The 17826-nt window shown below is 44.0% G+C and carries 17 protein-coding genes and 1 pseudogene; 15 read left to right on the forward strand and 3 right to left on the reverse strand.

Features of this window, described 5'->3' with window-relative positions; translation table 11 throughout:
• Window positions 1-372: 372 nt before the first annotated feature.
• Window positions 373-1956, reverse strand: coding sequence for an L-aspartate oxidase (gene nadB / locus B5F78_RS12935; RefSeq protein WP_087251676.1), 1584 nt, complete (start codon window positions 1954-1956; stop codon window positions 373-375).
• A gap of 147 nt (window positions 1957-2103) precedes the next feature.
• Here nadB and B5F78_RS12940 point away from each other — a divergent pair, with 147 nt between their 5' ends.
• The 5 genes from B5F78_RS12940 to B5F78_RS12960 all read left to right on the forward strand — a co-directional run bounded on the left by B5F78_RS12940 (window position 2104) and on the right by B5F78_RS12960 (window position 6598).
• The gene (locus B5F78_RS12940; RefSeq protein ID WP_239414006.1) at window positions 2104-2520 is read left to right on the forward strand and encodes a PH domain-containing protein; all 417 of its coding nucleotides are present in this window, start codon (window positions 2104-2106) and stop codon (window positions 2518-2520) included.
• Between the two features lie 20 nt (window positions 2521-2540).
• On the forward strand, window positions 2541-2930 hold the full coding sequence (locus B5F78_RS12945) for a DUF2878 family protein (protein ID WP_022038705.1): 390 nt from the start codon (window positions 2541-2543) through the stop codon (window positions 2928-2930).
• A 25-nt stretch (window positions 2931-2955) separates the two neighbouring features.
• Window positions 2956-4296 carry a dihydrolipoyl dehydrogenase gene (gene lpdA, locus B5F78_RS12950; protein ID WP_087406918.1) on the forward strand — a complete coding sequence of 447 codons (1341 nt, stop codon included), beginning with the start codon at window positions 2956-2958 and terminating at the stop codon, window positions 4294-4296.
• A gap of 2 nt (window positions 4297-4298) precedes the next feature.
• Window positions 4299-5696, forward strand: coding sequence for a D-alanyl-D-alanine carboxypeptidase/D-alanyl-D-alanine endopeptidase (gene dacB / locus B5F78_RS12955; protein WP_087406919.1), 1398 nt, complete (start codon window positions 4299-4301; stop codon window positions 5694-5696).
• Between the two features lie 107 nt (window positions 5697-5803).
• On the forward strand, window positions 5804-6598 hold the full coding sequence (locus tag B5F78_RS12960) for a gluconate 5-dehydrogenase (protein ID WP_022038708.1): 795 nt from the start codon (window positions 5804-5806) through the stop codon (window positions 6596-6598).
• A 426-nt stretch (window positions 6599-7024) separates the two neighbouring features.
• On the opposite strand, the gene B5F78_RS18050 is transcribed toward B5F78_RS12960, so the two are convergent.
• A complete protein-coding gene (locus B5F78_RS18050; protein WP_337959693.1) occupies window positions 7025-7228 on the reverse strand; it encodes a transposase in 204 nt (67 codons plus the stop codon).
• A gap of 223 nt (window positions 7229-7451) precedes the next feature.
• Between B5F78_RS18050 and metK the strand changes: the two genes are divergently transcribed.
• The 8 genes from metK (at window position 7452) to tyrS (ending at window position 13768) form a co-directional block, all read left to right on the forward strand.
• Window positions 7452-8747, forward strand: a complete 1296-nt coding sequence (gene metK / locus B5F78_RS12970) for a methionine adenosyltransferase (RefSeq protein WP_087406920.1) — start codon at window positions 7452-7454, stop codon at window positions 8745-8747.
• 107 nt (window positions 8748-8854) lie between these two features.
• A complete protein-coding gene (locus tag B5F78_RS12975) occupies window positions 8855-9442 on the forward strand; it encodes a TIGR00730 family Rossman fold protein (RefSeq protein ID WP_087406921.1) in 588 nt (195 codons plus the stop codon).
• Window positions 9439-10242, forward strand: coding sequence for a DUF4271 domain-containing protein (locus B5F78_RS12980; protein ID WP_022039954.1), 804 nt, complete (start codon window positions 9439-9441; stop codon window positions 10240-10242). The genes B5F78_RS12975 and B5F78_RS12980 overlap by 4 nt, the downstream gene beginning before the upstream one ends.
• A gap of 4 nt (window positions 10243-10246) precedes the next feature.
• Complete coding sequence (locus B5F78_RS12985; RefSeq protein ID WP_022039953.1) at window positions 10247-10993, forward strand: uroporphyrinogen-III synthase; 747 nt, start codon at window positions 10247-10249, stop codon at window positions 10991-10993.
• Between the two features lie 107 nt (window positions 10994-11100).
• Entirely contained in the window at window positions 11101-11496 is a 396-nt protein-coding gene (gene rnpA / locus B5F78_RS12990) for a ribonuclease P protein component (RefSeq protein WP_087248987.1), read from the forward strand.
• A gap of 3 nt (window positions 11497-11499) precedes the next feature.
• Window positions 11500-11721: a membrane protein insertion efficiency factor YidD gene (gene yidD, locus B5F78_RS12995; RefSeq protein ID WP_013618288.1), complete on the forward strand. Its 222-nt coding sequence runs from the start codon at window positions 11500-11502 to the stop codon at window positions 11719-11721.
• A gap of 37 nt (window positions 11722-11758) precedes the next feature.
• Window positions 11759-12400, forward strand: coding sequence for a TatD family hydrolase (locus tag B5F78_RS13000; protein WP_087406922.1), 642 nt, complete (start codon window positions 11759-11761; stop codon window positions 12398-12400).
• Window positions 12401-12475: 75 nt separating this feature from the next.
• Window positions 12476-13768, forward strand: a complete 1293-nt coding sequence (tyrS, locus tag B5F78_RS13005; RefSeq protein ID WP_087406923.1) for a tyrosine--tRNA ligase — start codon at window positions 12476-12478, stop codon at window positions 13766-13768.
• Window positions 13769-13922: 154 nt separating this feature from the next.
• Here tyrS and B5F78_RS13010 read toward each other — a convergent pair whose 3' ends face one another.
• The gene (locus B5F78_RS13010; protein WP_087406924.1) at window positions 13923-15719 is read right to left on the reverse strand and encodes a PL29 family lyase N-terminal domain-containing protein; all 1797 of its coding nucleotides are present in this window, start codon (window positions 15717-15719) and stop codon (window positions 13923-13925) included.
• A 311-nt stretch (window positions 15720-16030) separates the two neighbouring features.
• Between B5F78_RS13010 and dcm the strand changes: the two are divergent.
• Window positions 16031-16938, forward strand: a pseudogene (gene dcm / locus B5F78_RS13015) (DNA (cytosine-5-)-methyltransferase).
• Window positions 16925-17368: a hypothetical protein gene (locus B5F78_RS17865; RefSeq protein WP_239473470.1), complete on the forward strand. Its 444-nt coding sequence runs from the start codon at window positions 16925-16927 to the stop codon at window positions 17366-17368. The pseudogene dcm and the gene B5F78_RS17865 overlap by 14 nt, the downstream one beginning before the upstream one ends.
• The last annotated feature ends 458 nt before the right edge of the window (window positions 17369-17826 follow it).

Raw genomic sequence — 17826 nt, forward strand, 5'->3', positions numbered from 1 at the left:
CGAACAGAGAAGTTAAGCTTCGTCACGCCGATGGTACTGCGTAACAGTGGGAGAGTAGGTAGCCGCCGTTTTGGGATCCTTCCCCGGTCTGATGTCCGGGGGAGGATCCTTTTTTTTTGAGATTATGCATTCTTTTTCTTGTCATGGATGTCATTCAGCCATTTAACTTCTACTTGAAGGTATAACTCCTTCTAACACCTTTTACCTACAGGCATTTTGAGGATATTCATTTTATTAGTCAGATGGTCTGTAATTCTCATAAAGTCAGGAAAACATCTTTAAAATGTAATTAAAAAAATAAGCAGGCTCTAAAAATTTTTTTAGAGCCTGCTTCAGAATAATTGTTTATTGGTTAATTGTAGAATTATTTTTTTATTCTGATTCCTTGTTGCAAGGATGTGGATAATCGATTGTGTAATGTAATCCTCGACTTTCTTTACGTTCCATAGCTTGACGGGTAATCAGGTAGCCTACATTAATCATGTTGCGGAGTTCGCAAATTTCACGAGATGCTTTTACGCGTTTGAATAGGCGTTCTGTTTCTTCGTATAAAATATCTAACCGATTCCATGCACGTACCAGACGAAGATTGCTGCGTACAATACCTACGTATGCTTCCATAATTTGATTAACTTCTTTCATGCTTTGAGTAATCAAAATGCGTTCTTCGTTGTTCATTGTACCCTCTGCATTCCATTCTGGAATATCTTCATTGAAATCATAACGGTCTAGTACGCTTATGGCATGTTTGGCTGCAGAATCTGCATAAACGATGGCTTCTATCAGGGAATTTGAAGCTAGTCGGTTGCCTCCATGCAAACCGGTACAGGAACATTCACCTAGAGCATACAGACGTTTGATGCTGGATTGTCCGTCAAGGTCTACTTTGATGCCTCCGCATAGATAATGTGCAGCAGGAGCTACCGGAATATAATCTTTAGTGATATCGATTCCCAGACTGAGACATTTCTTGTATATGTTCGGAAAATGTTTTTTAGTTTCTTCGGGGTCTTTATGAGTGACATCTAGATAAACATGGTCTTCACCACGCTGTTTCATTTCATTATCTATGGCACGGGCTACGATGTCCCGAGGAGCCAATGATAAGCGTGGGTCGTATTTTTGCATGAATTCTTCGCCTGCCAGATTTCTTAGTACACCTCCATATCCTCGCATAGCTTCTGTAATTAAGAAGCTGGGCCGGTCGCCCGGATGATACAAGGCAGTCGGATGAAATTGGATAAATTCCATATCTTTTACGATACCTTTGGCTCGATACACCATTGCGATACCATCGCCTGTAGCTACCAACGGGTTGGTGGTATGACGGTAAACAGCTTCGCATCCTCCTGTTGCCATAACGGTAACTTTTGAAAGGAACGTGTCCACTTCTCCTGTAGCTTCGTTCAATACGTATGCTCCATAACATTTGATACCTGGGGTATGACGGGTAACAATGATGCCTAAATGATGTTGTGTGATGATTTCTACGGCATAAAAGTTGGTAAAGACGGTGATGTTCGGATGTCGTTTGACTTCTTCTATCAAACTGGTTTGGATTTCGGCGCCAGTATTGTCTTTGTGATGAAGGATACGGAACTCGGAATGACCGCCTTCCCGGTGAAGGTCGAACTCTCCATTTTCTTTTTTGTCGAAGTCTACTCCCCATTTGATTAATTCTTCGATTTGTGACGGGGCGTTGCGTACTACTTTCTCTACCGCTGCACGGTCGCTTATCCAGTCTCCGGCAACCATCGTATCGTGAATGTGTTTTTCGAAATTATCCACCTTCAGATTTGTCACAGAAGCGATGCCTCCTTGTGCATAATATGTGTTCGCTTCTTCCAGCCCGGCTTTGCAAATCAGTGCAACCGAGCCTTTATGCGCTACTTTCAGCGCAAAGCTCATTCCGGCAATTCCTGAACCGATAACGAGAAAATCATATTTCCTTATCATGATAATAATGTGTATATATTGACGCAAAACTACAAAAAAACTGAAATGTCTGTACTGCATATTGCTTTTTTTTCAAAAGAACTTTACCGGATGTAATGATTTTATATGATTATTTACTATCTTCACCCTGAATTAATAAGGAAAAGGATGATGAACAGGACATTTCATTCGAAGGTAGACGGGTGGTACTGGTCATTAATGGCTGTTACTGCTTTTTTATTGTTCGATTTCTTTTGGTTGCATTATACGTTGCTGGCGGTCTTGCTGGCGATATGTATGATTTTCGAAATCGAAATGTTGGTCCATACCCGTTATGTAGTGACGGAAGACGGAATGTTGCGGATAGAGAGCGGTCGGTTTGTGCCGGGCAGGACGTTGGATTTGAATTCGATAGAAATGATGAACCGGGTCAAATCTTTTTCCATAGCTCCGGCTCTGTCGGTAAAACGAGTGGAAATCGTCTATCGTGTGGCAGGAAAAGATGATAAGCTACAGGTCTCACCTGTGGATGCAGATGAGTTCATCAGTTGGATACAGAAAAAGACAAGAAAGAATAATGAGTAAACTTAGATAAAAAAGAGATTATGGCAAAATTGTTTAGAGTCCGGCAAGTATCATATGCATGGATGACCATCTTGCTGGTACTGGTGTTGGCAATTGTATGGCTTTCTTTAGAAAGTAAGAATTATTGGAGATTGTTGGGGCTTCTGGCTCCTTTGGGACTTGCTGTTGACCAGTTGACAACCCGTATTCAGATACGCGATAACGGGGATGTATGGATACGCCGGGGATTTACCGGAGTTTCGCGTTTGCACGGCATTTCGAAACTGATTTACCGTAAACAGGCATGGAAAAGCCAGCAAATTGTGTTGCGCCATACCAAGGGACACGCTACCGTGGATCCGAAAGACCGGAAAGGGTTTATCGCCAGCTTGAAGGAAGCGAACCCGATGATGGAATATGTGGAAGAATAACTGACCTTAAAAACAATAACGTACCATGAAATACCAAGTAGCGATTATCGGCGGGGGACCTGCCGGATATACCGCCGCCGAAAGGGCGGGGAAAGCAGGACTGAGCGTGGTTCTGTTTGAAAAGAACAGTGTGGGAGGCGTGTGTCTGAACGAAGGATGTATCCCTACGAAAACGCTCCTATATGCATCGAAGCTTTATGATAGCTGCGTCCGCGCACGCAAGTATAATGTAAGTGCCGGTGAAGTTAGTTTCGATTTGCCCAAGATGATAGCCCGCAAGTCGAAGGTGGTGCGCAAGCTGGTGCTGGGAGTGAAGGCAAAGCTTACGGGAGCCAATGTCACGTTGGTAAACGGAGAGGCTTTCATCGTCGATGCGCATACCGTGCGTTGCGCTGGGGAAATCTACGAATGCGAGAACCTGATTCTTTGCACGGGGAGCCAGACGGTTATTCCTCCTATTCCGGGCATAGAGAAAGTCGGTTATTGGACCCATCGCGATGCGCTTGACAACAAAGAAATCCCACGGTCGCTTGCCATTATCGGCGGAGGGGTTATCGGGATGGAATTCGCTTCATTCTTTTCCGACTTAGGTGTAAAAGTGACCGTTATCGAAATGATGGACGAAATATTGAACGGTATAGACCGTGAAATTGCTTCGATGCTCCGTGCCGATTATGCAAAACGAGGTGTTGACTTCAAACTGGGAGCCAAGGTTGTCCGTCTGGAGCAGAATGAGACCGGTATGCAGGTTTATTATCAGTCAGGAGCAGAAGAGACCTGTTTCGAGGCAGAAAAATTGCTCTTGAGTGTAGGGAGACGTCCGGTGACGCAAGGCTTCGGGTTGGAAAACTTGTCTCTTGCATATACCGAACGGAAGTGCATCAAGGTAAATGCCCAGCTTCAAACTTCTGTGCCGGGTGTATATGCTTGCGGAGATTTGAATGGAGTCTCTCTCTTGGCTCATACGGCGGTAAAAGAAGCCGAAATAGCGGTAGATACCATCTTGGGAAAATCTGTCGGAATGAGTTATCGTGCCATTCCCGGCGTGGTTTATACACATCCCGAGGTCGCTTCAGTGGGAAAAACCGAGGAGATGTTGCAGAAGCAAGGCATTACTTATCGGGCGGTAAAGTTCCCGATGACTTATTCGGGCAGGTTTGTGGCAGAGAATGAGGGTGTGAACGGCATGATGAAGGTACTGGTAGACGAGCATAATAAGGTACTGGGAGTTCACCTGTTGGGCAATCCGGCATCCGAACTCATTGTATTGGGCGGCATAATGGTAGAAGATGAGCTTGATTTGGAGGCTTTCCGCCGGTATGTATTCCCACATCCCACGGTAGGCGAACTGTTTAGAGATTTATAACTATGCATCGTTTAGGTTTCTTTTTAGGAATGTTGCTGGCTTTTTGCCAGGTTTGTGCACAAGGTGTGGCAGAACAACTGGAGGCACTGGTTGCATCATCGCCTGTGCTGAAGACATCCGAAGTAGGCATCACGGTATTCAATCTGACGAAAGGGACGCCGGTCTATGCTTATCAGGATCAGAAATTGTATCGTCCGGCTTCTATCGAGAAGATTATCACCACGGTCACGGCATTGGCAGAGTTGGGTACAAGCTATACCTTCGATACCCGTTTGGCTTATACGGGTACAATCGGGGCAGACAGTACCTTGCATGGTAATCTGTATGTAGTGGGAGGTTTCGACCCTGAATTTATGGAAGACGATTTGCAGCGTCTGACCGATGCCGTGCACCGTGCAGGTATAAACAGCATCAAGGGAAACCTGGTGGCAGATGTATCGGTGATGGATTCCATTTATTGGGGTACAGGTTGGGCGTGGGATGATACTCCTAATGCCTTTCAGCCTTATCTCTCTCCGCTGATGCTGAACAGGGGATGCGTGAATGTATCGGTCAAACCTTCTCAAAAAGGAAGACGTCCTGAAGTGGAAGTATTTCCGAAATCGGATTATTATACAATAGACAATCGTGCCGTGTGTGGTATACCTCATTATGGGAGTCTGAAAATAAATCGGGATTGGTTATATAACGGTAATACCATTCACATTACCGGTAATGTAGGGCGTCCGTCCGGCAGGACACTGAACATGTTTTCATCACAGGATTTCTTTATCCAGACTTTTCGTTACCAGTTAGCTCAGGAGCATATAGCCGTCGATTCGTTGAAATATGGCGTCTGTCCCGATACGGTCACCTTATTATATAAAGTCTCTCGTCCGTTGGAACCTGTTCTGAAACGTGCTTTAAAGAAAAGCGATAATCTTTCGGCGGAAGCTTTGTTTTATCACTTGGCTATCCGGGGAGGCGGGCATAAAAGTATCGGTATCGAGGATGCACAGAAAGAGATAGAACACTTCATGCGTCATCACATCGGAAAGAATCCGGACGATTACAGCATTGTCGATGGGAGTGGGGTTTCGATGTACAATTATGTGTCGCCCGAATTGTTGCTGGCTTATTTGAAATATGCGTATGCCCATCAGGAAATATTCCATCCTTTTTACGAAGCATTGCCCATAGCTGGTGTAGACGGTACACTCCGTTACCGTATGCGGAAAGAGAAGGCGTTCCGCAACGTGCGTGCCAAGACCGGTACGGTAAAAGGAGTCAGCTCGCTTGCCGGGTATGTACGTGCCGGAAATGGTGATATGTTGGCTTTCGTGATTATCAATCAAAACGTGATGAGTGGAAGAAAAGCACGTCTTTTTCAAGATAAGATTTGTGAAATATTGGCGCAATAATAAAGAAATTTGTATATTTGTGCGGTACAATGACAGACCGTGTTCGTAAACGGTGTGACGAAATGCCGGAGATAAATAATTATTTACTATAAAAAATGAAAAACATTATGGTTAATTTCTCATTGGAGGGCAAAGTAGCCCTTGTAACAGGCGGTGCGTATGGAATCGGTTTTGCTATGGCCGAAGCATTGGCTCAGGCGGGTGCCAAAATTGCGTTCAATTGCCGTTCACAAAAACATCTGGATGATGCTCTTGCCGATTATAAGGCAAAAGGCATTGATGCAAAAGGTTATATTTGTGATGTGACTGACGAGGAAGCGGTTAAAGTACTTGTGGCACAGATAGAGAAAGAACTGGGCGTGATTGATATTCTGGTAAACAACGCAGGTATCATCAAGCGCATCCCGATGTGTGACATGACGGTAGACGAGTTCCGCCAAGTTGTCGACATCGACCTTACAGCTCCGTTTATCATGGCTAAGGCGGTTATTCCGGGCATGATCAAGAAAGGTCATGGAAAGATTATCAATGTTTGTTCGATGATGAGCGAATTGGGTCGTGAAACCGTATCTGCATACGCAGCAGCTAAAGGCGGTCTGAAGATGCTGACCCGCAATATCGCTTCCGAATACGGTGAATACAACATCCAGTGCAATGGTATCGGTCCGGGTTACATCGCTACTCCGCAGACTGCTCCGTTGCGCGAACGTCAGGCAGACGGTTCACGTCATCCGTTCGATTCGTTTATTGTCTCAAAGACTCCGGCTGCACGCTGGGGAACACCCGAAGATCTGATGGGTCCCACGGTATTCCTTGCATCTGATGCTTCCGACTTTGTAAACGGTCATATCCTTTATGTGGATGGTGGTATTCTGGCTTACATTGGCAAGCAACCGAAATAAAATCAAGTCGTTTCATTCATAACAAAAAAGGCAGGAAGTTTTTTCCTTTTTCAAAAGGAAGGCTTCCTGCTGTTTTTTTGTATATTATACTTTGAACAGTGTGCAATTGTGCATTTTAATGGAATACACACTTCCGGTGTCGCTCCTGTTGCCAGTGTCACGCCGGATTACACATTCGGTATGACAAGCAAGCTTCGGTTTCTCCGCAATATAACTGCATCGTTTGTAAGATTATTAATCTTACAGCGTGAAGATTAATAATCTTTCGGCATGAAGATTAATAATCTTACAAGCAAGGCAGCCATGCGGATTGGATTATCGGACTAAACTAATGTTTTGGCTTAGCTTGGAAAAGCCACCGATGGACATAAAGTGTACGGGCACAAATCCGGCTTGACAAATGTGACAAGCGACTAAATGCACAAATTAATGCCGCGAGAAGTATAAGCATGATTTGAATGAATGCGACCTTACCATAGCTTTCGCAGTTTTAGCAAGGAATTCGCAATCGATGGTCAGTATTCTGAAGTTTTCCAGCCATGAGAAAGAGCGTTCCACAATCCAGTGTTTGGGAAGTACCTGAAATTTGGATGGACATTCATCCGGTCTTGTTGATAGAAAGGATTCCATTCATTATCTCTTTAAGCGATATGTTAAATAAGTTTTCACTTCATCTTTATTCCAAGGAATATGCGTATCTTTGCATCGAATTTAAAAGTGGAAAGATTTGAGTAGCTTGCAACCACGGAAAAAAATGCTAAAACACAAGTTCGTTTTTGATTTTCCCCCTCTTTGTATTCCTGCTCTTGTCCGTACACGGCATTTATTAATCCTTTTAATTTATAAAACAGAAATGGGATATTTATTCACATCCGAATCGGTGTCTGAAGGACACCCCGACAAAGTGGCGGATCAGATTTCCGACGCTGTGCTTGACAAACTGTTGGCTTATGACCCCAGTTCGAAAGTAGCTTGCGAAACATTGGTCACTACCGGACAGGTGGTGCTGGCAGGAGAAGTGAAAACAAAGGCTTACATCGACCTTCAACGAGTAGCACGTGAGGTGATTAACCGTATCGGTTATACCAAGAGCGAATATATGTTCGAAGGCAATTCGTGCGGGGTGCTCTCTGCTATTCATGAACAAAGCCCCGACATCAACCGTGGCGTGGAACGTGAAGACCCTATGAATCAGGGTGCGGGCGACCAGGGGATGATGTTCGGTTATGCAACGAACGAGACCGAAAACTATATGCCGTTGTCGCTCGATCTGGCACACAAGTTGCTGATTGTGCTTGCCGAAATCCGTCGTGAAGGTAAAGTGATGACTTACCTCCGTCCGGATGCGAAAAGTCAGGTGACTATCGAATATGATGACAACCGGCGTCCGGTACGTATTGATACAATCGTAATCTCTACGCAGCATGATGAATTTATTTTGCCAGAAGACGATACGCCGGAAGCACAGGAAAAGGCAGATCGGGCAATGTTGGAACAGATTCGCAAGGACGTAATCGGCATCCTGATTCCCCGCGTGATAGCCGAGATTCATCATCCGGAAGTGTTGAAGTTGTTCAACGACCAAATTACGTATCATGTGAATCCTACTGGTAAGTTTGTTATCGGAGGACCTCATGGAGATACGGGATTGACCGGGCGTAAAATTATTGTGGATACTTACGGAGGTGCAGGTGCACATGGTGGTGGTGCCTTTTCGGGAAAAGACCCCAGTAAAGTGGATCGCAGCGCTGCATACGCCGCACGTCACATAGCCAAGAATCTGGTAGCAGCGGGTGTGGCCGATGAGGTATTGGTACAGGTGTCGTATGCCATTGGCGTGGCACGTCCTATAAATATCTACGTCAACACTTATGGACGAAGCCATGTAGCCATGAGTGACGGTGAGATAGCGAAGAAAGTAGACGAGTTGTTCGATATGCGTCCGTATGCCATCGAGGAACGTCTGAAGCTCCGTAATCCTATTTATAGTGAGACAGCCGCTTACGGTCATATGGGACGTGAACCGAGAAAGGTGATCAAGCATTTTGAATCGGCTTACGAAGGCAACAAAGATGTGGAAGTGGAGCTTTTCACATGGGAAAAACTGGACTATGTGGATAAAGTGAAAGCGGCTTTCGGGCTGAAGTAAAATAATTATAATGGAAACGCAGATTTTCGCAGATTAACGCAGAAAGAATTTTTTAATTTATCTGTGAAAATCTGTGTTAATCTGCGTTTCATGAATCACTTGACATTATGAGTGAAATAAAGAATATCTGTGTATATTGTGCATCCAGCCCGCAAATTGCTCCGGTTTATTTTAAAGCTGCCGAAAGGCTTGGATATCTTTTGGCGGAAAAAGGGATAAACTTGATTGATGGGGCAGGTAAGGTAGGGTTGATGGGGTGCCTTAACAATACAGTCCTTGCTGCAGGCGGTACGGTAACGGGTGTTATTCCCCGGTTTATGGTAGAGCGGGGCTGGCATCATTCCGGCTTGACACAGTTGGTGGAGACAGAAACGATGCACGAGCGTAAGAGCTTGATGGCGCGTATGTCGGATGCTGTCATTGCGCTTCCTGGAGGATGTGGCACGATGGAAGAATTGTTGGAAGTCATCACGTGGAAGCAACTGGGACTTTACCTTAAACCGATTGTTGTCTTGAATATCCAAGGGTTTTATAATCCGTTGATAGAAATGTTAGAGAAAGCCATCGGCCAGCAATTTATGCGTCGCGAACACGAATCGCTCTGGCAAGTGGCCTTTACTCCCGAAGAAGCTGTGGAGCTATGTGTTTCTCTTCCGGCATGGGACAAGAAAATCTGTAAATTTGCAGCTGTATGAACGATACATGCTCCGTCGGATTCGAATACATTGTCGAAAAGGTACACGAAGAGTCCTTGCAACTCGATAGTGCCTTGGTGAGAAGTATGCAGACTGTTTCTGGTATGCCGGGTGAGGTTTTACCTTACCAGATTCGTTCCGAATGGTCGGTTACGTGCCTGATTTTGTTTTGTTTCCTTGTGTTTTCGCATATTGTGAAGAATGGAAAGAAATATATCATCCAGCATATCAGAAGCCTGTTTCAGCGCAAGGACCGCAGTAGCCTGTTCGATGAGGTGCAAGGTACGGACAATGGGTATACGATGGTATTTCCACTCTTGACTTGTATTTGTTACGGTCTGTTTTTCTATTATTATTCGGTGGAGTCATTTCCGGCATTGGTTTATATTACTCCTCACGAGGCATTGATTGGTGGGTACATTTTGTTGTCGATTTTTTATATGTTGTTCAAGTGGGGAAGTTATAATTTTGTCAACTGGGTTTTCTTTGAGAAGGAGCAAAGCAAGGCGTGGATTCAGACATACTTCGACCTTCTTAGTGCCCAATGTTTCCTGTTGTTGCCTATTATCTTGTTCATTATTTACTTTCGTCCCGATGTCATTATTAGTAATATATTGATAGCTTTTACGTTGATTTCCGCTAAAATATTGTTATTTTATAGGGGATTTAGGAACTTTTTCAACCAAAGTTATGGTTTTCTACATTTTATTCTGTACTTTTGTGCCCTCGAAATGGTACCCCTTTTGCTGTTGGCGAAAGGTATCCTCTATATGAACCAGATTGTGATTTTAAATTTTTAGTGCCTTGAAGATTAAAAAAGTCCTCGTTTCTCAGCCTAAACCTACATCAGAAAAGTCACCTTATTTTGACATTGCTGAGAAGTACGGAGTGAAAATAGATTTTCGCCCGTTTATAAAAGTTGAGAGTTTGTCGGCAAAGGAATTTAGACAACAGAAGATTTCCATATTGGATCACACTGCCGTCGTATTTACTTCGCGTCACGCCATAGACCATTTTTTCAACCTTTGTGCGGAGTTGCGTGTAACTGTCCCTGAGACGATGAAGTATTTCTGTACTTCGGAAGCCATAGCTTTGTATATTCAGAAATATGTTCAATACCGTAAGCGGAAAGTATTCTTCGGCGCTACGGGCAAGTTTGTCGATTTAGTGCCTGTAATTGTGAAGCACAGTACGGAGAAGTATCTGATTCCGATGTCGGACGTGCATAACGATGAAGTGAAAGACTTGTTGGATAAACATCACATCCAACATACTGAAGCGGTGATGTACCGTACCGTAAGTAATGATTTCACACCGGAAGAAGATTTTGATTATGATATGCTGATTTTCTTCAGTCCGGCTGGAATCCAATCATTGATGAAGAACTTCCCTAAGTTCGAGCAGAAGGATATCGCCATCGGAAGTTTCGGACCGACTACGGCAAAGGCGGTAAAAGATGCAGGATTGCGTCTGGATTTGGAAGCTCCTACGGTAGCTGCTCCTTCGATGCCTGCCGCATTGGATATGTTTATCCGCGAACATAATAAATAAGATTCATCGGTATATATTGAAACGCAGATTAACGCAGGTTGGCGCGGATAGTATAATATAAATCTGTGAAAATCTGCGTTAACCTGCGTTTCTTTAATATTCAAATTATGACAGAACCGGTAAAAAAAACTTTTCCGAAAAAGGAACATTTAAGCAGCTTGCTGGTGATTGACAAATTGTTTGCAGGAGGCAGCAAGTCATTGGCTGTTTTTCCTTTGCGTGCTGTTTATATGCCGGTGGAAAATGCAGGTCTTCCTGAGGTCTCTGTCTTGATTAGTGTCTCTAAAAAGCGTTTCAAGCGTGCGGTAAAGCGCAATCGGGTGAAACGGCAAATCAGGGAAGCCTACCGTAAAAACAAGTCTCTGCTGACAGATGCTTTAGAAGCAAAAGGCAAGAAACTTGCGGTCGCTTTCATTTGGCTCGATGATGAGCTTCATGCTTCTCCGGAAGTAGATGAAAAGGTGAAAAAGTTGCTCCAGCTGATAGCGGAGCGTGTCGGATGAAGCATGAAAAAGATACTTTCGTTTTTGCTTTTACTTCCCATTTATTTTTATCGGAACTGCATTTCTCCCTTTACGCCTCCATCGTGCCGGTTTACACCCACATGTTCGGAATATGCCGTTCAGGCAATAAAGAAACACGGTCCGTTCAAAGGGCTTTACCTTGCCATACGCCGCCTGTTGCGGTGCCATCCGTGGGGAGGTTCGGGATACGACCCTGTTCCTTAGTTATTCACCACAGAGGATTCTTCATTCTTCATTTATTATGATGTGTTTTGATGTCCATACTCATCACTTATCTGCATCTCCTTCCGAAGCTATATTCAATGCCGATAGCAAGTATATTCCCTTACCCGATGAAGCTATGTGGCTTTCGGTGGGGATACATCCGTGGCATCTTACTTCCGAGAATTATCCGATGCAGCTCCGGTGGATAGAATCTGTGTTGGGAAAAGACAAGCGGGTGATTGCTTTGGGAGAAGCGGGGCTTGATAAGTGTTGCCATGCGCCTTTTTCCTTGCAAGAGGAAGCTTTCCGCATGATAGTTTCTCTTTCCGAACACTACCGCCTGCCTCTGGTTATCCATGCCGTAAAGGTTTATAATGAATTGATTGCCTTGAAAAAAGAAATTCATCCTTCCCAGCCTTGGATTGTCCACGGCTTTCGGGGGAAGAAGGAACTGGCGCAGAGCCTCGTAAGGCAAGGGTTTTACCTCTCTTTCGGCGAACATTATCACGCGGATGCATTGCGGTATATGCCTGAAGGAACCTTCTTGCTGGAAACCGATGAGAGCCGTGTGCCTATCCATACCTTATACCATAGTGCGGCAGAGATACGTGGAATCCATCCGGATTTATTGGCGGATAATGTCAGCCGGACGGTTAACTCGCTCTTTTTTAACCGGTAAAAATTGGTTATTCAGATAAAGTGTCGTACTTTTGTCGTTGACTTTAATATAATGTTAAACTAAGAATCTCATTCGATGAATTTTGTAGAAGAATTAAAATGGCGCGGAATGGTGCATAACATGATGCCGGGCACAGAAGAATTGTTGGAAAAAGAAATGGTAACGGCTTACTTGGGTATCGACCCTACTGCCGATTCCTTGCATATCGGACACTTGTGTGGTGTAATGATGTTGCGGCATTTCCAGCGTTGCGGACACAAGCCTTTGGCTTTGGTGGGCGGAGCTACGGGTATGATTGGCGACCCTTCCGGCAAATCGCAGGAGCGGAATCTGCTGGACGAAGAAACCCTGCGCCATAACCAAGAGTGCATCAAGAAACAGTTGGGCAAGTTCCTCGACTTCGAGTCGGATGCCCCGAACCGTGCAGAACTGGTGAACAATTACGATTGGATGAAAGACTTCACCTTCCTCGATTTTGCCCGAACCGTAGGCAAGCATATCACCGTCAATTATATGATGGCGAAGGACTCGGTGCAGAAACGTCTGAACGGCGAGGCACGCGACGGACTTTCATTCACCGAGTTCACGTATCAGCTGCTCCAGGGATATGACTTTTTGCATTTATATGAAACCCGCGGATGCAAGCTCCAATTAGGCGGAAGCGACCAATGGGGTAACATCACTACAGGTGCCGAATTGATTCGCCGTACCAACGGAGGCGAGGTATTTGCCTTGACTTGCCCGTTAGTGACAAAAGCCGACGGTACCAAGTTCGGAAAGACCGAAAGCGGAAACGTATGGCTCGACCCGCGTTACACTTCTCCGTATAAGTTCTATCAGTTCTGGCTGAACGTGAGCGATGAAGATGCCGAACGCTACATCAAGATATTCACTTCACTCACCAAAGAAGAAATCGATGCATTGATAGCTGAACACAGAGCCGCTCCGCATTTGCGTGCGCTTCAGAAGCGGTTAGCGAAAGAAGTTACCGTCATGGTACACTCTGAAGAAGACTACAATGCAGCCGTGGAAGCATCGGGCATTCTTTTCGGAAACGCCACTTCTGATGCATTGAAGCGTCTGGACGAAGACACGTTGCTTTCCGTATTCGAAGGTGTGCCTCAGTTTGAGGTGGCTAAGAGCGAAATAGAAGCCGGCATCAAGGCTGTAGACTTGTTTGTGGAGAAAGCCGCTATTTTCCCCTCGAAAGGCGAGATGCGTAAGATGACGCAAGGCGGAGGCGTATCGCTGAACAAGGAAAAGCTTACCGCATTCGACCAAGTGATTACCGCCGATGATTTGCTGGATGAGAAATACTTGCTCGTTCAGCGCGGCAAGAAGAATTATTATTTGATTATCGCGAAGTAAACTTAGAAGATTTTTTTAACGCAGGTTAGCGCGGATTCCCGCAGCTGTTTATTGGTTGCGGGAATCTGCGCTAATTTGTGTTTATGATTTTTGATTGATGGATTAAAAAGAAGCCCAAAGGATTCCTTGGGCTTCTTTTTAATAATCTCGATATTTAGCTAGCAAAACTTATATTAGAGAATGTCTTTGTTGCTTTGATATTACCATTTTCATCATAAATGACAATAGTCACTTCGTAAGTACCTGATGTCATATCTTTGGTAATATTAAAACGGAATATGAATGAGTTAGTGATAGCTTGACTGACAGGAAGCTCTTTTATTAAGTCAATGTTAAAGTTTCCGTCTGTTTCGAAATAACTTCCACCTGTATATGTTGAGAACAGGCATGGATCTTCATTTCTATACCAATCTTGCCAGTTATGATTTGTACCTCCACTAAATACAGTGTATATAGTTCCTCTGCTTGCATCCCAATTGTATACATCAGAAGTGCTGTCTACTGTTTTTACAGACCATTGCGAGTTTCCTCCTGGCTGGTTCGGTTCGTCTGTGAAATGTACATAAATACGGTTTGACCCCGGGCGGAAAGTGAAATATTCATCTGCGAAATGCAACATAATACCACCGCATTCACCAGATCCACTCGGACCATATGCTTGAGCTTTAGCTTTTATATCTGCCATATCAGCAGGAACATTGGACATATTTTCTCCAAAATGTTTAGTGCGCCTTGCACCTGTTCCATTAGCATTTAAATACTCATGCAATGTATTTACATCTGTGATATTTAATGCTCCACAAATATTTCCAGCTTCAGCGTTGCCAACGCAGCCGAACTTAACATCCATTGATTGAGATAGATATTGAGACCAAGCAATAATTTGGTTTGCTACGGCATTTGATTCTTGAGACATTGTACCTGAATTGTCTACAAGGAATACCACATCTGCTTGTGCTCTAGCAATGATAGGAGAACCAGCGCGTGAGCGGCTTTGATTTTGTGTTTGTAAATCTTTTGTGTTGATTACTTCGAAACCTTTTTCTTTTCCGTCAATTTGTAACCATACATTTTGATTAGGATTTCCTGTTCCAAACAATTCTAGCCATGAGTTGTCTGGTGTTTCGATACCTAATAGACTGAAAGTTCCAATATTAGAGTTGTTAGCATCTACAGAGAAATTTGAAATGTTTGGAATAGTTATTGTAGGCTCTCCTGTGATTTGAGGTGCTGGGTTTTGTGCTGCCATAACATCAGATGGAATGCCTGTATCAGGAGTGGTTACTACAGATAAAGTTAAAACATCTCCCTTAAGCATGGTAATAGTTAATGTGCCATTTGCTTCATCATAAACAACATCACTGAACCAAGAATCTCCATTGGTACCGTCAGAACCGTCAATACCGTCTTCACCTACAGCTTTTACAGGATTTCCTGCTTCATCCAACACTTCCGCATAAGTCAAACCGTTGTCGTAGCTTACCATCCAGAATCCATCTGTATTGACTTTCAGTTGCGGAGTGACTGCATCTGCTCCCGTAACAGGAAGTTTGTTTCCGGCTTCATCGGTGAGCCATGATTGTTGTCCATCAATGGTTTGTGTCCAATAATACTTGCCTTCAAACTCATCGAAACCAATTACTGGCGCATCTTTACCGTCTGCACCGTTTGTTCCGTTAGTTAATGTAGCGGTTTCTCCGTTGCTGAATTTAATGGAGTAACCATTGGCTGTTTCTTCCAAGCTTGTAATGAATAGATTATCATCTATTGCATTCACAATAGTACTGATAGATGAAATGTTTGTGTTCATCTGAGTCAGTTGTTCCTCAATGTTTGTCACTCGATTGTCCAGTGAGTTGACTTTGTCCCACAGCTCACCGTCATCATACTTACACGAAGATACTGCTGTTACTACGAGCAATACCCATAACCAAATGCTTTTTGCTTTCATGATTGATGATTTAATGATTAATAATCACATCTAAGTTATGATTTATTATAAAATTCAGCAAATGAGAAAATGTTTGAAAATAGAATAAGTAGACTTTGTAAAGTCCTAAATGGTCAAAAATTGTGACTATGTGGATGATTTTTTTATATAGTTCTTAATGTAAAATATATTATATACTTTTCTTATTCCAAGATGAAGACCATTGTGCATAGCGAGAGTGGTATAAAGCGTCCGTAAAACTTCCTCATTTGCTTTTAGGTTTCAACACTTTGTTGTACTTTTGTATCCTAACCAAGAATGCAATTATCCACATGGTAAGATTCATAGATTTGTTTGCTGGCATAGGGGGCATCCGGATTCCTTTTGATGAGTTGGGCTATCAGTGTGTGTTCTCGTCGGAGTGGGATAAGGCAGCCTGTGTAACGTATGCGGCAAACTTCGGGGAACATCCGCATGGAGACATCACGAAGATTCCTGAAAAAGACATTCCGCCTCACGACTTGCTGCTGGCAGGGTTCCCATGCCAGGCATTTTCCATTATGGGGAAGATGCAGGGGTTTGCGGATACGCGAGGCACGATGTTTTTCGAGATAGAACGCATCTTGGCTTATCACAAGCCTTCCGTCATTTTGCTGGAAAATGTCAAGCAACTGACCACTCACGACAAGGGAAGGACATTCAAGGTGATTCTTTCACGGTTGGAAAGGTTGGGCTATCTTTGGATTTCGGTCTCCCGCAAAAACGGGAGCGGGTAATTATCGTAGGATTCCGGAATGAGCGGGATTTCTTCAACTTCAATTTTGACTTTCCTCCTCAACGGTATAATTTGTCTGACATCTTGGAAAAGGATGAGGAGGTAGACAAAACTCTGTTCGCATCCGACCGCATTGTCCAAAAACGGTTAGAGAAGACGAAAGGCAAAGAGGTGTTTTATCTGTCGATATGGCACGAGAACAAGTCGGGCAACGTTTCTGTGCTGGATTACGCTTGTGCCTTGCGGACGGGAGCTTCGTATAACTATCTGTTGATAAATGGATACAGAAGGCCTTCCTCTCGTGAATTATTACGGTTGCAGGGTTTCCCCGATTCATATAAGATTGTAGTCTCGCATCAGGAAATCAGGAGGCAGACAGGCAATTCTGTCGCCGTTCCTATGATTAGGGCGATAGCGAAGAAAATAGACAACATCATTAAACAAGTATACAATGAAACGGCCTAAATTAAGAGATTCCTATAAACTGCAAACGTTTGAGCCTTATCCGATAAACGAGATTCCGGAAGATTTGATTGGAAAAATAGGAGGACATTTTGTTTACTTGCTGTATATCGGGCGTAAGGATATGGCTGGCGGCGATTGGGGAGACGCTTTTTCTTCCGCTATAGGAGGTGTGCATTTGGATTCGCCTATAGGCATAGCCGATGTCGTGTTGGGAAAAATGGCCTGGTCAATGAAGACGGTGAAGAACGCTAATCCATTCCGTTGTAGGAACGTCCGGCTCATTAGTGGGCGTTGCTCTCCTGATTATTCTTACGGCATCACCGACCCGCATAAGGATATTCAAGAAACAGGGAGGGCTGTTTTGGGCATTTGGAATGAGCGCATCAATATTGCGCAAGACCATTATAACCCAGTCGTACATCCATTCTGATTCGAAGTAACGATTTGCTTTCTTACTGCTTGTTTGAGGAAGAGAATCATCGGTACAGGACGAGTGATTATGTTTGGGAAGTACATAACAACGGAAACCTTATTGGAAAGGAAATAGCGACCGGCAGGATATGTTTCACTTGGCAACCGCATGGCTCTCAATTCACCATTCATACGGTTGTTCCCGACCATGCGTTGAAGTTTAGGATAAAGCGTCCGCCTTTGCTTTCTAAAGAAACGATATTGGATTCTTTAGGATTCGATGCTTCGTGGGTGGAAATCGTAAAAAGTTGAGGATTTTAGAAGCTGTTTTGAATTTATCGTGCGATGATTTGGGATGAGTTTTTGAAGCATTTTCGCTTCTGTGATGAGGAAGATAGCGGGCTATCTGACGAAGAACAGGAGCGAAAAGGACCAAAAAATCGCCCAAAGCACACACGAAAACGGATACATCAAGCC

Source organism: Bacteroides sp. An279, assembly GCF_002159615.1.
In the GTDB taxonomy this organism is placed as follows: Bacteria; Bacteroidota; Bacteroidia; order Bacteroidales; family Bacteroidaceae; genus Phocaeicola; species Phocaeicola intestinalis.

What these genes read in the sequence shown, in the direction of transcription:
- nadB (WP_087251676.1), bottom strand. Translation starts at nt 1,956, where the DNA reads ATGATAAGGAAATATGATTTTCTCGTTATCGGTTCAGGAATTGCCGGA.
- B5F78_RS12940 (WP_239414006.1), top strand. Translation starts at nt 2,104, where the DNA reads ATGATGAACAGGACATTTCATTCGAAGGTAGACGGGTGGTACTGGTCA.
- B5F78_RS12945 (WP_022038705.1), top strand. Translation starts at nt 2,541, where the DNA reads ATGGCAAAATTGTTTAGAGTCCGGCAAGTATCATATGCATGGATGACC.
- lpdA (WP_087406918.1), top strand. Translation starts at nt 2,956, where the DNA reads ATGAAATACCAAGTAGCGATTATCGGCGGGGGACCTGCCGGATATACC.
- dacB (WP_087406919.1), top strand. Translation starts at nt 4,299, where the DNA reads ATGCATCGTTTAGGTTTCTTTTTAGGAATGTTGCTGGCTTTTTGCCAG.
- B5F78_RS12960 (WP_022038708.1), top strand. Translation starts at nt 5,804, where the DNA reads ATGGTTAATTTCTCATTGGAGGGCAAAGTAGCCCTTGTAACAGGCGGT.
- B5F78_RS18050 (WP_337959693.1), bottom strand. Translation starts at nt 7,228, where the DNA reads ATGGAATCCTTTCTATCAACAAGACCGGATGAATGTCCATCCAAATTT.
- metK (WP_087406920.1), top strand. Translation starts at nt 7,452, where the DNA reads ATGGGATATTTATTCACATCCGAATCGGTGTCTGAAGGACACCCCGAC.
- B5F78_RS12975 (WP_087406921.1), top strand. Translation starts at nt 8,855, where the DNA reads ATGAGTGAAATAAAGAATATCTGTGTATATTGTGCATCCAGCCCGCAA.
- B5F78_RS12980 (WP_022039954.1), top strand. Translation starts at nt 9,439, where the DNA reads ATGAACGATACATGCTCCGTCGGATTCGAATACATTGTCGAAAAGGTA.
- rnpA (WP_087248987.1), top strand. Translation starts at nt 11,101, where the DNA reads ATGACAGAACCGGTAAAAAAAACTTTTCCGAAAAAGGAACATTTAAGC.
- yidD (WP_013618288.1), top strand. Translation starts at nt 11,500, where the DNA reads ATGAAAAAGATACTTTCGTTTTTGCTTTTACTTCCCATTTATTTTTAT.
- B5F78_RS13000 (WP_087406922.1), top strand. Translation starts at nt 11,759, where the DNA reads ATGATGTGTTTTGATGTCCATACTCATCACTTATCTGCATCTCCTTCC.
- tyrS (WP_087406923.1), top strand. Translation starts at nt 12,476, where the DNA reads ATGAATTTTGTAGAAGAATTAAAATGGCGCGGAATGGTGCATAACATG.
- B5F78_RS13010 (WP_087406924.1), bottom strand. Translation starts at nt 15,719, where the DNA reads ATGAAAGCAAAAAGCATTTGGTTATGGGTATTGCTCGTAGTAACAGCA.
- B5F78_RS17865 (WP_239473470.1), top strand. Translation starts at nt 16,925, where the DNA reads ATGAAACGGCCTAAATTAAGAGATTCCTATAAACTGCAAACGTTTGAG.